Source organism: Rhodococcus sp. IEGM 1341, from assembly GCF_030056895.1.
In the GTDB taxonomy this organism is placed as follows: Bacteria; Actinomycetota; Actinomycetes; order Mycobacteriales; family Mycobacteriaceae; genus Rhodococcoides.
Genome location: NZ_JASHKV010000008.1, coordinates 14,545 through 27,979 on the forward strand (window position 1 = coordinate 14,545; position 13,435 = coordinate 27,979).

Consider the following 13,435-nt stretch of genomic DNA (forward strand, 5'->3'; position numbering starts at 1 on the left):
TGGGCCCCCTCCGTATGGACGTCGACCAGGCGGTCTATTCGATGCTCTGCGCCCGGTACATCGAACCTGCGCTGTTTCGCTCGAGGAATCCGGCGTCGACGAGCTCGCGTCGCAATGTCGCGTAGTCGTCGTCGAAGAAGCTGCACAATTCGTTGACCTGACGCTCCGAGGACCATCCCGTCGTACTCAACTGGCGGGCGATCGCCCTCAAAAATTCGCCTCGGTCCCGGCTGTGCCGAGGCATGTCGGTCGGTGGGGGCGTCGTGCGCGGGAGATTCCGAAAACTCTTCAGCGTGTTCTCCTCCACAACGAGTCGATCGCCCACCCGGGTCACCACCGACAGGGTCAGCAGGCGTGCGATCGCTTTGTGTGTCGCACGGACCGACAGTGACGTATGGGATTGCAGCGCAGCCACTGTCGAGACTCCACTGCCGATCGCGAAGAAGACCGCCCGAAGATCCGAATCCGCGAGAGCATGAAGCACGCCGGTCGCGTGGTCCAGCAGCGGGGCATCGTCGTGCACGCCGATGGACTCGAACCGCAACGGAACCCCGGTGGCGGACACCATCTCGTCGGTGAAGTCGACCTCGCGAACGGGCTCCGATCGCTTCCTCAGAAGGCCGATTCCCGGAAGCGTCAGGGTCTCGATGTCGTCGGCACCGAAACGCAGAATGGCATTCCACAGAGGATTCGACCCAGCCGGAGAGAACGAGTTCTGCACGGCCAGAACCCCTCCCTCCGCCACGTGTGGCCACAGAGCCCGCAGGATGCGTGCGTTCGTCACCAGAGATTCACCGTCGATCCACACGAGGTCGACCGGGCCGATCTCCTCCAGCGAGCGCGGTGGCAGGTCGAACAAGGACTCGGTGGCCGACTCGCTCGGACCGGCGACGAAGCTCCAGAGTTGGGGCGAGACTTCGGGTGCCGCCGATTCGAGAGCCCTCGACAATGCGATTCCGGCACTGCTGGCACCCACGCTGACCAACTTTTTCGGTTGCAGCATTGCAACCAGGGCGGACAGCAACGCGTCAGCGCGTGCGGTGGAGTGCTGTGAATTGCTCGCCATGGGTGTACCTCTTCTCCGAGATATCGGAACATTAGGGCAGCACGCTGCTGCGGTGAGCGGATCAGAGAGCGTCGAATCGATCTCGTGCGCTGTCGATTTCGTGCATGTGAGCGGCCGCCCAGGCCAACAGCACGTCGACGGGTGCCCGAAGAGTTTTGCCCAGTTGCGTCATTCGATACTCCACCGCTACCGGGCGAGTGCTGAGAACCGTCCGTTCGATGATGCCGTTGCGTTCGAGTTTTCGCAGCGTTGCCGTGAGCGATTTCTGAGTCACCGCCGGAATTGCACGGCGCAGATCGTTGAATCGGCAAGGGCGCTCGCACAGTTCGTTGAGCACCTGAAGCGACCATTTGTCCAGCACCTGATCCAACAGCTCACGGTGAGGGGCACTGATCGTCAGTTCTGTCGCGGCATCGGCGGTATCGGTCATGAAACCAGGTTCCCTTGAAGTGTCCTTTGTGTACCAAGTATCAAGGTTATACCTGGTAATGGTCACGACGAAAGGAACTCCATGAGCGTCACTCGATTCACCCCGTCCGGCATGATGCAACCCACTCCGTATCACCACATAGCCGTGGGCCAGGGGTCTCGACATATCCATGTCAGCGGTCAGATCGCGCGCAACGAGGACGGGTCGGCGATCGTCGAGAACGACCTCGCCGGGCAGGTGGCGCAGGCGCTGCGCAACACCGCGATCGGATTGGCCGGTGCAGGAGCAACATTCGACGACGTCCTCCGGCTGACGTTCTACGTCACGCACTGGGCTCCGGAGCGGATCGGTGAGTTCATGGACGGCGTCACCCGCGTCGCCGAGGAGATCGGACTACCTACTCCGATGCCACCCGCGTCGTTGATCGGCGTGGACTACCTGTTCGAGCCCGACGTTCTCGTCGAGGTGGAGGCCACTGCGATCCTGGACTGACCTGCTCACCGGTGAATTCCGGGGACCGTCGAAGTCATACTTTCGAATCCACCCGACCCCAGGAGCGACATGGCCATACTGACCTACAACATGCATGTTTCCCTCGACGGCTACATCGAAGACTCGGCGGGCAGTCTCGACTTCTCGGTGCCCGACGCGGAGTCACATCGATTCTCCAATCGGCAGACCGAAGCGACCGCTGCGTTTCTGTTCGGACGCCGACTGTACGAGGCCATGGAAGACTTCTGGACAGATCCGGAACGCCTCGACGGCGACGAAGTGGAGGCGGAGTTCGCCGAGCTGTACAAGGCCACTCCCCGGATCGTCTTCTCCGACACTCTCGACTCCGTTGCCGACGGCTGCCGTCTGGTGCGCAGCGCAGACGCGATCGCCGAGGTGGAGCGGCTCAAGCGGGAGACCGAGGGAACGCTGGCTGTGGGAGGAGCAGCCTTGGCAGCCTCGCTGGTCGACCTGATCGATCAGTTCGAGGTCATCCTTCTGCCGACGATCCTGGGCAGTGGCAAGCCCTACTTTCCGGTGGGACATCACCTCGACCTCGTTCTCGCCGAACAGAAGCTCTTCCCGGTGTCAGGATGGATGTACCTGCGCTACAGCGTCTCTCGCTGACCGGCGTCGGGTGCTTTCTCGTCGGGCGCACAATGAACACATGGACACCGGAGATGGTCGCAGCTGGCTGACGCTGCCCTCGCATCAGTTGTGGCTCGACACCGAAGCATCGAGGCTTCTCGATTTCGGAACCACACTCGACCACCCGGCCGGTGGTGCGGCGTGGTTGGACGACCGAGGGAACCCCGACCTCGATCATCCGGCCCATACGTACATCACCGCGCGGATGGCGCATGTGCACTTCCTCTCCTCGATGCTGGGACGGCCGGGGTCTCGGAGGAAAGCCGATCGGGTGTTCGAGGGATTGCTGACGACGTTGCGAGACAGCACGAACGGTGGTTGGTTCGAGTCCAGTGCCGACGCGACCTCGCCCGAAGCAGTGAAATCGGCCTACACCCATGCCTTCGTGGTACTTGCCGCGTCGGCTGCCACCGCAGTGGCGCACCCCCAGGGCCGAGAGCTTCTCGACGAGGCACTCGATACCGTCGAACGTCGTTTCTGGGACGATCACCACGGGATGTGTTCGGACACATGGACTGCGGACTGGTCCGTGCTCGACGACTATCGCGGGATCAATGCCAACATGCACATGGTCGAGGCACTGCTGGCCGCTGCAGATGCCGGCGCACCGCGGATCTGGCGCGAGCGGGCACTGCGCATCTGCGACAACGTATGTCGCTGGGCCGAAGCGAACGACTGGCGTGTTCCGGAGCATTTCACCGCCGAGTGGATCCCGCAGCTCGAGTACAACAGCGACGACACCGCCAACCAGTTCAAGCCCTACGGAGCCACAGTCGGCCATGGATTCGAGTGGGCACGGCTTCTCGTGCAGGCAAGCCTCGATGCGAGCGGGCACGACCGTATCGCCGCCGCCCGTGCGCTCTACCATCGCGCAGCGGTCGACGGCTGGCAACCCGGGCCAACGCCCGGATTCGTCTACACCACGGACTGGTCAGGGGAGCCGGTCGTGACCGAACGTCTGCACTGGGTGCTGTGCGAGGCGATCGGTGCGGCGGCGACACTAGCGCGCCACACCCGAGAAGACCGCTACGAGCAGGACTACCGCACCTGGTGGGACGTCGCCGCCGAATACTTCCTCGACCGCGCCGACGGCTCCTGGCATCACGAACTCGACAGCCGAAACGTCCCGGCTGCGACGGTGTGGAGCGGCAAGTCCGATCTCTATCACGCCGTTCAGGCGACGTGGATCAGTCGATACGCGCCGGGCTCGAGCATGGTGGCTGTGCTACAGCACAATTCGCGCTGACGTCCGTCGAAGACCGCCGGGGTGCACAGACGTCAGAGCACTTCCGCCACCAGTCTGTTGCTGACCGAACCGACACCGTCGATCTCCACGCTCACGTGGTCGCCCGGCTTCAACAACAGCTGCGGCTTCCGGCGATATCCGACGCCACCGGGGGTGCCGGTGAGGACGACGTCACCGGGCTCGAGGGTGGTGAACGTGGAGATGGTCGCGATCAGATTCGGCACCGTGAACAGCAATTGCGACAGATCCGATTCCTGGACCTTCTCGCCGTTGACGACGGTGCGGATGCCGCAGCTCGCGAGGTCCACCTCGCCGGGGCAGACTATGCGGGGGCCGAGGGGAGTGCTTGCGTCCCATGCCTTTCCCTGCATCCACTGGTGCGTCTTGTACTGGAAGTCGCGCATCGTGATGTCGTTGGCGACGGTGTAACCCAGAACGTGATCGAACGCGTTCTCCTGGGTGATGCGTCGGCCGGTGCGTCCGATGATCACCGCCATCTCGCCCTCGTAGTCCACCTCGGAGCTCTCCGGCGGTACGGCGATGTCGTCGTAGGCGCCGATGAGGCTGGAGGCGTACTTGGGGAACATCACCGGGTACGTGGGGAACTCGCGTCCGGTTTCGGCGATGTGGTCGCGGTAGTTCAGGCCCACACAGATCACTCGGGCCGGGTCGGTGACCGCCGGGAGCACCCGCACGTCCGAGATCGACAGGCGCGCCTGGGTCAGCCGATCCGCGCCGGCAAGTGCCTCGAGCGAACTGGTCCGTCCGATCGCGTCGATGCCCTGCAGCGGAATCAGAGTGTCGCCGTCGACCTCGCCGACTCCGCGAATGTCGTTGTGCTCGTAGCTGATGTAGGCCATCGGTCAGATCTCGCTCTCACTCGTCTTGCGCCAGCTCGCCAGTTGTCCGCCCCACAGATTCACCGACGCGGGTACCGGACGCCACTGCCGCGTCACGTACGTGGCTCGGTCGTCGTGGAACTTCTCCATCTCGGCCGAGAGCTCGATGTGGTTGCCGGCGGGATCGTCGAAGAAGACGAACAGGTTGTTGCCGGGGCCGTGACGGCCTGGGCCCCAGACGACGTCGACGCCGATCTCGGTGAGGCGATCGCACCAGGACTTGAAGTCCTCCCACTCGGCGAGATCGTAGGAGTAGTGGTCGAGATCGCCGGGGTTGCCGTTCTCGACGACGGCCAGGGTGTGGTGATCGCGGTCGCTGCGTAGCCACGCGAACTTGCCGTCCTCGAGCTGATCGGAGATGCGGAACCCGACGGTGTCGACGAAGAACGAGACCATCTGCGCCACGTTGTCCGTGCCGAGAGTGGTGTGCTGGAACTTGATCGGGCGTCGTCCCGGATCGGCAGCGTTCTCACCCTGGCGCGCGACCGGCCCGTGGAAATGCACCGTGGTGCCGTCGGGGTCGGCCACCGAGATGCCCGACGGTACGCCGACGGCATGGTCGATGACGGACGGATCCAGATCCGCGACATCGTGGCCTGCGTCCTTCAGTCGCGCGGTGATTCCGGCGATACCGTCGGAGTCACGGACCTCGAAGCCGTAGTGAGACAGTTCTTTCGGACCTTCGGTCAGGTCGAGAACATGGTGTCCGAGGCCCCAGCCGAGGCGCAGGCCGCCGCCCGCGAGTTCTTCCTGCACCGTCAGACCGACGGTGCGGCCGTAGAAGTCGGCGGTGGCGGCGACGTCGGGAACGGTGAAACCGATGTGCGAGACAGCGGTCTGCCGCAGCGTGCCCACGGCACCACCTTCCTGCAGTCTGTTTCGGGTGGGAGTGGTCATGTCAGTGATCCGCCTTTCGGGGCGTCGATGGGGTGGGGACGGGGGCGTCGGTGTAGACGGTGATCCGAACCCGGTCGCCGCGGTTCGGTGGCAAGAGGTGGCCGAGGAACACGCTGTGGTTCAACCAGTTCCACTCTGGGTCGGCCACTTCGAATCGAGGGTTGGTCGAGCAGTACCAGCGGTCGACGTCGGCACCGCCGCCGGTGAAGATGCGCTCCATCGTTGCGTCGTCCTGGGTGCCCCAGCCCTCGTTGGTGACCATGATGGGCACGCTTTCGTCGGTGACGATCGTGTAGCGGGCCCACAGATGGGTGACGCCGTCGGTGCGCACGAGGTTCCAGTCCGCACCGCCGGGCAGGATCGTTCCGGATCCGGCCGGTCCGTGGAATCGGCCGCCGGTGATCGGGATGACCCGACGCATACCGTGCGGGGTCGGCCCGATGACCACCGGAGGAGCCAGCTCGACATCGAGGGTGAAGACGTGATTCAGAGTGGGCGTGGACATGTCACTCACCTGCCGGCAGCAGTCGGCCGGCGGCAGGTGACGCTGCCGCGTCGATCGGGGCCGCGTCGAGGCCCTTCGGGGATCCACCGGGGATGACGAGTGCGACGAGCGCAGCCAGGACGGTGGCCCCGGCACAGACATAGATGCCCATGTCGAGTCCGGTTTCGAGAGCCGTCCGAGCAAGGGGTGCAACGAGATCCGAGATCGGGCCGAGGTCGGCGTTGGCCACCGCCAGTGGCCCGCCCTGCTCGGCGACGCCGGAGGCCACGCCCACCGCCTCGGGAGGGAGGGAACCGTCGGACAGGTTGGAGGTGAGGGTGGCTCCGGCAACTCCGAAGGCCACGGCGCTGACGATCGCGGGGCCGAGGCTCTGGCCGGTTTCGCGAACGAGACTGGTGACCGCGCTTGCCATTCCGGCGTAGTCGATGGCGACGGCTCCGACGGCGACGGCCGTCAGTGCGGTGAACATGGTGATGAAGCCGGTGCCGAGCAGCAGGATCGGGCCGGTCATCGCGAGCAGTGAGGTGGAGTCGCCCGGTAGCTGAGCCATCCATATCTGACCGATGGCCAGTGCCGACAGTCCGGTGACCAGCAGGGTGCGGGCCGCGACGCGCATCAACAGGCGCGGGAGCAACGGAGTGAGGAGCAGTGGTACGGCTTGGATGAGGGCGAACGGTAGTGCGGCCTGCAGCGGGCTGACGTGCAGGATCGCTTCGAGTTTCACGCTGAGCGCGTAGGCGGTGCCGATGAAGCCGAACATCGCGAGCAAACCGATCAGGGCGGCCGCTGCGAAGGCCGGGGTACGGAACAGCGCGAGGTTCAGCATCGGGGTGCGGGCTCGCTGCTCGCTGATGACGAACGCGACGAACGACGCTACTGCGAGCACGAAAGTGCCCACGATGACGGGGCTCGAGTAGCCGTCCACGGAGCCCTGGATCACCGCGTACAGCAGCGCGAGCAACGCGACGGCGATGGTGATCTGGCCGGGCCAGTCCAGTCCGCGTCCGGCGGGATGACGCGAGTCGACGATCACCGCGGCGCTGACGGCTGCGGTGACGAGACCCAGCACGGCGGGAATGGCGAACGACCAGCCCCAGCTGAAGTGTTCGGCGGCGAAGCCGCTGATCAGCGGGGCGATCATGGCACCGAACGCCAGGCTGACCGCCCAGAGAGACAGGGCGCGGGCTCGTTCCTGACGTTCCGGGGTTGCCGAGACCAGCATGGCCAGTGACGTGGGAAAGATTGCGGCAGCGCCGAGTCCGGCGATGGCCTGCCCGGTGATCAGCTGCGTCAGAGTTCCCGACGTTCCGGCGACGACGTCTCCGAGGAAGACGAGCACGCCGCCCCAGACGAGCAGCCTCTTGCGGCCGAACATGTCGCCCAGCACGCCGAAGTTGAGCTCGAGGATGGCGGTGGGAAGGATGAACGCGGCCGGGATCCAGGCCAGCGCCGCAGCGCTCGCTCCGAGGTCGCGTTGGATCACGCCGAGAATGGGCGCCGCGAGTGAGACGCCCATCTGGGCGACGCCGATCGCGAGGCAGCAGGCGATGAGCGTGCCGCGATCCAGCTTGTGTTGGGTGGGCTTCATGAGTTCCTCGTCCGGAGGCCGTGTCCTGTAAAGCAGGACTGCTGTTGTCTAATACAGGACAGTGTTCATGGCCTGGATCACAGCTGTCAAGAGTGTTGGTTCGTTTGATGACACTGCAGTCCTGACAGTCAGAACTATGATGGCGACATGGCATCGGAAACGAGTGGATACAGAGAACGCAACAGCACAGCCGACCGCGCGCTGATCATCCTGGGCATGTTCACCGAGGATCGCCTGCAGATCAGCGCGAACGATGTCGCCGAGGCTCTCGGCAGTGCCCGCTCCACGGCATATCGATATCTGCAGACATTGGTCGGCGCATCGTTTCTCGAGGAAGCCCCCAATGGCGGGTTTCGGTTGGGTGTCGCGGTACTCGAACTTGCTCGATTGGCCCGGCGCGGTTACGGATTGACGACGATCGCCCAACCGGTGATGCGCGAACTGGCCGATGAGGTGGGCGAAACCGTGTTGCTCACCAGGCTCGTCGACGACACGGCAGTGTGCATCGAGCGGTGTGAGGGAGCCAAGCAACTGGTGCGCCTGAGCTACGAGCGGGGGAGTCGGCTGCCCATCAACGCCGGCGCGTCGGCGCTGACGCTGTTGGCCTGGTTGCCGGAGAAGGAAATCCGCTCGATTCTGGGTCGGCACGAGCTGCAACGCTTCACCGATCGAACGTTGACCGACGTCGATCGCCTCGTCGATCGCCTCGAGCGGATTCGCATCACCGGCTACGGCCTGACCGTCGCCGAGGTGGACCCGGATGCGATGGGAATCGCCGCACCGATCTTCGACGAGTCCGGTTCGGTGGCAGCGGCATTGAGCATCGTCGCGATCAGGCGTCGAGTCCCGGAGGACCGGACCGACGTGCTCGTCACCGCAGTGCGGGCCGCGGCGCAGACGCTGTCGACGAGATTGGCCGTCGTCAGTTCGTAGCGTGTCCTATTTTATGGGACAGCATTCCTATTTAACGTGATGCGCGCTACGTTGGTGGTGTGGATACGAGATTCGACACCCTCTACGACGTAGCGATCTGCGGTGCCGGTCCGGTCGGGATGACCGCGGGCCTGCTGCTCGCTGAACGAGGGCTCCGCGTCGTCGTTCTCGAGCGGCGCTCGACGACGAGCGACGAACCCAAAGCGATCAGCATCGACGACGAGGCACTGCGCACCTATCAGCAGGCAGGCGTGATCGACAGAATCCTGCCGATCGTCGTGCCCGGCACCGGAACCCGCTACTACGGACTCGACGACGAACCGCTGTTCCACGGCGGCGCGGAGAGCGCCTACCGATTGGGCTACCCCTTCAAGAACCCGTTCGCGCAACCGGACCTCGAGCGTGTGCTGGCCGAGGCGCTGCACACGGCGCGCAATGTCACCGTTCGGTTCGACACCGAGGTCACGTCGATCGTGCAGGACGCGGACGCCGTGGCCATCGAAGCGGGCGGACGCACGGTGCGAGCCCGCTACCTCCTCGGTTGCGACGGCGGACGATCGACCGTCCGAAACCTGCTCGGTATCGGGATGATCGGACGCAGCCACCCGGAATTGTGGTTGGTGGTCGACACGCTCGGCGACCCCCACGTCGAGCGCTACGGTATGCACCACGCCGATCCGAGCAGACCGCACGTGGTGGTGCCGGGTCTCGGTGGCCGCTGTCGATACGAATTCCGCCTGTTCGAGGGGGAGGGTACGGCCACCGACGCGCCGCCGTTCGAGCTCATCGAGAAACTTGTCTCGCGCTACCGGCCGATCACACCCGCCCAGGTCGAACGTGCCGTCAACTATCGCTTCCACGGCCTCGTGGCCGATCGATGGCAGCTGGGGCGCTGCTTCCTGCTCGGCGACGCCGCACACATGATGCCGCCGTTCGCCGGTCAGGGTCTGAACTCCGGCATTCGCGACGCCGCAAATCTGGCGTGGAAGTTGACCGGCGTGCTCGACGGTTGCCTGAACGACAGTGTCTTGGCCACATACCAATCCGAGCGCGGCCCGCACGCCGCCGCGGTGGTGCGCGCCTCCGAGCGGTTGGGCCGCGTGGTGATGACGACCAACCCTCGCATCGCGGCCAGGCGCGACGAGTTGGTCCGGGCCGCACTGGCCACAGAGAACGGGCGACGCTGGTTCGAGACCATGGCCTATCGCCCGCCGTACCGATTCTCCGACGGGCTCGTACTCCCCGGCGACGACACCGGGAGCATGATCGGGCAACCCCGGGCCTTCGACTCGGCGACCCGAACCATCCGCCCGCTCGACGAGATCCTCGGAACCGGTTGGGCGCTGGTGGGAGTCGACGTACACGACACGGCGGAGTGGGCGCACGCGCGCGATATCGGTCGCGGCCTACACGCCGTCGAGGTCGCCGTGCCCACCGATCGCACGGTGCCGAGAATCGACGGCATCAACGTTCTACTCGACGTCGACGGCCGGCTGGACGACGAGATACGGACGTACACCGGAAGATTCGTGCTCATCCGACCCGACCGCTTCGTTGCGGCCGCGTGGCATCCGCACGACGGTGACGACGTTCGAGCCGCAGTGAGAGCCGCGGTGGCGTCGTGGATCGGAACTTCGGTGAGCCCTTCCGAACTGTCCTACATCGAGACGAAAGGCATCAGCTATGCGTGAACTACCCACCCCGCTGCCGACGACAGTGGTCCGCCGCACCGCGCCCCCGACTCCGCGGCACGAGGCGGACGTCGACTGGAACACGTCCAACAAGTTTCTCAACGGGCCGTTCGCGCCGTGGCACGAGGAGACCGAGGCGTTCGACCTCGAGGTCATCGGGAAACTCCCCGACGATCTCGCCGGCGCGCTGTTCCGAGTGGCCGACAATCCACGCTTCGAGCCGCTCGACACCGACCGCTACCACTGGTGGGAGGGCGACGGCGGCGTCGCGGGCACCTACATCCGCGACGGTAAGGCGTCGTTCCGGATGAAGTGGGTGCACACCGACACCATGAAGATCGAGGTGGAGGCCGGGGAAGCGCTGTACAGCGGTTTCGTCAACGGCTCCGGCAAGGCCAAGCGGGATCTGCCCGCGGGCGCGCCGCCGTCGAAGAGCGTCGCCAATACCAACGTCGGGCTGTTCGCCGACCATCTGCTGGTGTACTACGAAGGCGGACTGCCGCATTCGATGCACCCCGAAACTCTCGATACGCAGGGCACGTACAACTTCGGTGGTGCGCTCGACATCCTGTGCACGGCGCACTACAAGATCGAACCGTCGACCGGAAACATGCTGTTCTACTCGGCCATCGGGCCGAGACTGACGTGGTACGAGGCCGATACCAGCGGCACCGTCGTCGATTCCTTCGGTTTCGACATGGGGTGCCCGGCAATGGTTCACGATTACATCGTGAGCGAACACCTCGCGATCTTCCTCATCTCGCCCAACCAGTTCCGCCTCGACCGCATCATGGAGGGGCGACCCGGAGTGCTCTGGGACGAATCGGCGACGCCGAACGGCAGCAGGTTCGCCGTGCTCGACCGTCGCACCCATGAGGTGAGCTGGTACGACACCGGCCTGATGCTGGCCCCGACGCACTTCTTCAACGCGCACGAAACCGCCACAGGAATCGTGGTGGATCTGCACGTCATCGCGCGTCTGGGCAATCCAGCCGACGACTCGGACGAGCCGATCGACTCGCACTCCTGGTTTCCACCCGCGATGGCCTGGCGGTTCGTGCTCGATACCGCGACCGGGACGACCAGCCAGCACATGCACAGCGGGATCGCGGGTGAATTCCCGAAGATCAACGACGCGTGGCTGGGCAAGGAGAACCGCTTCGGCTACTTCGCCACCACCCGAGATCTGTCTCCGCTGACTCTGACGGATGGGCTTGCGCGCCACGACTTCTCCACCGGCCAGACGGTCGTGCTCGAAGGGCCCGACGGATTGACCAGCCCCAGCGAACCGGTCTTCGTCCAGCGTCGAGGAGCGAGCGGCGAGAACGACGGATATCTGCTGACCCTGTGGTGGAATCCGGCGACCGGACTCTCCGAGCTACTGGTGCACGAGGCCGATGCGTTCACCCGCGAACCTCTCGCGCGGGTGAAGCTTCCCGTCCGAGTTCCGTTCGCGTTCCACGGATCCTGGGCCGAGGCCGAAGTGCTCGACGCAGCGATCGCAGCCCAGCGGTAACGAAGAAAGAACACCGAGAATGAAAGAGCAGGACTGACATGGCGAACACACTGGCGTGGACGGCGAAGATATTCGACGGCGGATGGCTGGACGGCGGCGGTGGAACCCTCGACGTGACGGCTCCTGCCGACGGGGCCCTCGTGGCCACCGTCGGTGCTGCGGACGTCGCGGACCTCGATCGAGCTGTCGCGAAAGCTGCACGTGCGCAGCAAGAATGGGCCGCCAAGCCCTACCCGGAGCGAGCATCGGTCATGATGAAGGCTGCGGCGATTCTAGAACAGAACCCCGAGCGTCTGACGCGGTGGCTGATTCCCGAATCGGGATCCAGTCACGGCAAGGCAGGGGCCGAGGTGGGCTTGGTTCTTGCCGAACTGACCGAGGCGGCCACGTTGGCGTCCCAGCCCTACGGGCAGGTCCTGCGCAGCGCGAAGTCTCGGTTCTCGGTAGGGCGATACGTTCCGATGGGCGTCATCGGCGTGATCAGTCCGTTCAACTTCCCAGCGGTACTGTCGATGCGGTCGGTCGCGCCTGCTCTGGCCGTCGGCAATGCCGTTGTGCTCAAACCCGATCCGCGAACGCCGATTTCGGGTGGACTGATCCTCGCCGAGATTCTAGCCGAGGCCGGCCTGCCGGACGGTCTGTTGCACGTACTGCCCTCGGGTGCCGACGTGGGAGCGGCGCTCGTCTCGCACCCCGACGTGCCGTGCATCTCCTTCACCGGATCCACCGCGGCCGGCCGCCGAATCGCGGAAGCCGCTGCGCCGTTGCTCAAGAAGGTCCACCTCGAGCTCGGCGGAAACAACGCGTTCCTCGTGCTGCCCGATGCAGACATCGAGGCCGCTGCATCGGCGGGCGCGTGGGGATCGTTCCTGCACCAGGGGCAGATCTGTATGGCGTCGGGTCGGCACCTCGTTCCCGAGCATCTCGCCGAGCAGTACACGGCGGAACTCGCGAAGATCGCCGCGCGGATCACCGTCGGAGATCCGACCGACCCGTCGAATGCGTTGGGGCCCATCATCGACGAGAACCAGTTGAAGCGAGTCGACAGCATCGTGCAAGCCACGGTGACGGCCGGTGCCGAACTGGCTGCAGGCGGAACTTTCGACGGGCTCTACTACCGACCGACCGTGCTCGGTAACGTGCCTAAGGATTCACCCGCGTTCACCGAGGAGATATTCGGCCCGGTCGCACCCATCACTACGTACCGCACCGTCGACGAGGCAATCGACATCGTCAATTCCTCGGAATACGGCCTGTCCGTTGCTGTTCTGACCTCGAACCCGTTCAAGGCCTACGAGCTGGCGGACCGAATTCGTTCCGGTGCCGTGCACATCAACGACCAGACGATCGACGACGAGGCCGTCGCGCCGTTCGGTGGCGTCAAGGCATCGGGTTCCGGTGGACACTTCGGCACCACCGTCAACCTCGATACGTTCTGCGATCTGCAGTGGGTCACGATGCAGTCGGACATTCAGAAGTATCCCTTCTGAAGTCACAGCCCTTCTGAACCTGCAGCGGCCCCGC

At 64.9% G+C, this 13,435-nt stretch carries 13 protein-coding genes and 1 pseudogene; 8 read left to right on the top strand and 6 right to left on the bottom strand.

Annotation, left to right across the window (positions count from 1 at the left end; all coding sequences use genetic code 11):
- Positions 1-34: 34 nt before the first annotated feature.
- Complete coding sequence (locus QM615_RS17040) at positions 35-1,066, bottom strand: DUF2087 domain-containing protein (RefSeq protein WP_149406395.1); 1,032 nt, start codon at positions 1,064-1,066, stop codon at positions 35-37.
- A 61-nt stretch (positions 1,067-1,127) separates the two neighbouring features.
- Positions 1,128-1,496: a winged helix-turn-helix transcriptional regulator gene (locus QM615_RS17045; RefSeq protein ID WP_149406396.1), complete on the bottom strand. Its 369-nt coding sequence runs from the start codon at positions 1,494-1,496 to the stop codon at positions 1,128-1,130.
- 81 nt (positions 1,497-1,577) lie between these two features.
- Between QM615_RS17045 and QM615_RS17050 the strand changes: the two genes are divergently transcribed.
- The 3 genes from QM615_RS17050 to QM615_RS17060 all read left to right on the top strand — a co-directional run bounded on the left by QM615_RS17050 (position 1,578) and on the right by QM615_RS17060 (position 3,882).
- Entirely contained in the window at positions 1,578-1,988 is a 411-nt protein-coding gene (locus tag QM615_RS17050; RefSeq protein WP_149406397.1) for a RidA family protein, read from the top strand.
- Positions 1,989-2,057: 69 nt separating this feature from the next.
- The gene (locus QM615_RS17055) at positions 2,058-2,615 is read left to right on the top strand and encodes a dihydrofolate reductase family protein (protein ID WP_149406398.1); all 558 of its coding nucleotides are present in this window, start codon (positions 2,058-2,060) and stop codon (positions 2,613-2,615) included.
- A gap of 40 nt (positions 2,616-2,655) precedes the next feature.
- On the top strand, positions 2,656-3,882 hold the full coding sequence (locus QM615_RS17060) for an AGE family epimerase/isomerase (RefSeq protein WP_149406399.1): 1,227 nt from the start codon (positions 2,656-2,658) through the stop codon (positions 3,880-3,882).
- Between the two features lie 32 nt (positions 3,883-3,914).
- Here the strand turns inward: QM615_RS17060 and QM615_RS17065 are convergent, their stop codons facing one another.
- The 4 genes from QM615_RS17065 to QM615_RS17080 are packed head-to-tail and all read right to left on the bottom strand — an operon-like array spanning position 3,915 to position 7,771.
- Positions 3,915-4,742: a fumarylacetoacetate hydrolase family protein gene (locus QM615_RS17065; RefSeq protein ID WP_149406400.1), complete on the bottom strand. Its 828-nt coding sequence runs from the start codon at positions 4,740-4,742 to the stop codon at positions 3,915-3,917.
- Positions 4,743-4,745: 3 nt separating this feature from the next.
- On the bottom strand, positions 4,746-5,678 hold the full coding sequence (locus QM615_RS17070; RefSeq protein WP_149406401.1) for a VOC family protein: 933 nt from the start codon (positions 5,676-5,678) through the stop codon (positions 4,746-4,748).
- Position 5,679: 1 nt separating this feature from the next.
- Complete coding sequence (locus QM615_RS17075) at positions 5,680-6,183, bottom strand: DUF3237 domain-containing protein (protein ID WP_188078686.1); 504 nt, start codon at positions 6,181-6,183, stop codon at positions 5,680-5,682.
- A gap of 1 nt (position 6,184) precedes the next feature.
- On the bottom strand, positions 6,185-7,771 hold the full coding sequence (locus tag QM615_RS17080) for an MFS transporter (RefSeq protein WP_149406403.1): 1,587 nt from the start codon (positions 7,769-7,771) through the stop codon (positions 6,185-6,187).
- Positions 7,772-7,918: 147 nt separating this feature from the next.
- Here QM615_RS17080 and QM615_RS17085 point away from each other — a divergent pair, with 147 nt between their 5' ends.
- The 5 genes and pseudogenes from QM615_RS17085 to QM615_RS17100 all read left to right on the top strand — a co-directional run bounded on the left by QM615_RS17085 (position 7,919) and on the right by QM615_RS17100 (position 13,401).
- On the top strand, positions 7,919-8,704 hold the full coding sequence (locus tag QM615_RS17085) for an IclR family transcriptional regulator (protein ID WP_149406404.1): 786 nt from the start codon (positions 7,919-7,921) through the stop codon (positions 8,702-8,704).
- Between the two features lie 59 nt (positions 8,705-8,763).
- Positions 8,764-9,774, top strand: a pseudogene (locus tag QM615_RS22480) (FAD-dependent monooxygenase); the annotation flags it as partial.
- Between the two features lie 192 nt (positions 9,775-9,966).
- The gene (locus QM615_RS22485) at positions 9,967-10,395 is read left to right on the top strand and encodes a hypothetical protein (RefSeq protein ID WP_502941890.1); all 429 of its coding nucleotides are present in this window, start codon (positions 9,967-9,969) and stop codon (positions 10,393-10,395) included.
- Positions 10,388-11,911, top strand: coding sequence for a carotenoid oxygenase family protein (locus QM615_RS17095; protein ID WP_149406405.1), 1,524 nt, complete (start codon positions 10,388-10,390; stop codon positions 11,909-11,911). Before QM615_RS22485 ends, QM615_RS17095 begins: the two co-directional genes overlap by 8 nt.
- A gap of 38 nt (positions 11,912-11,949) precedes the next feature.
- Complete coding sequence (locus QM615_RS17100) at positions 11,950-13,401, top strand: aldehyde dehydrogenase family protein (RefSeq protein ID WP_149406406.1); 1,452 nt, start codon at positions 11,950-11,952, stop codon at positions 13,399-13,401.
- The last annotated feature ends 34 nt before the right edge of the window (positions 13,402-13,435 follow it).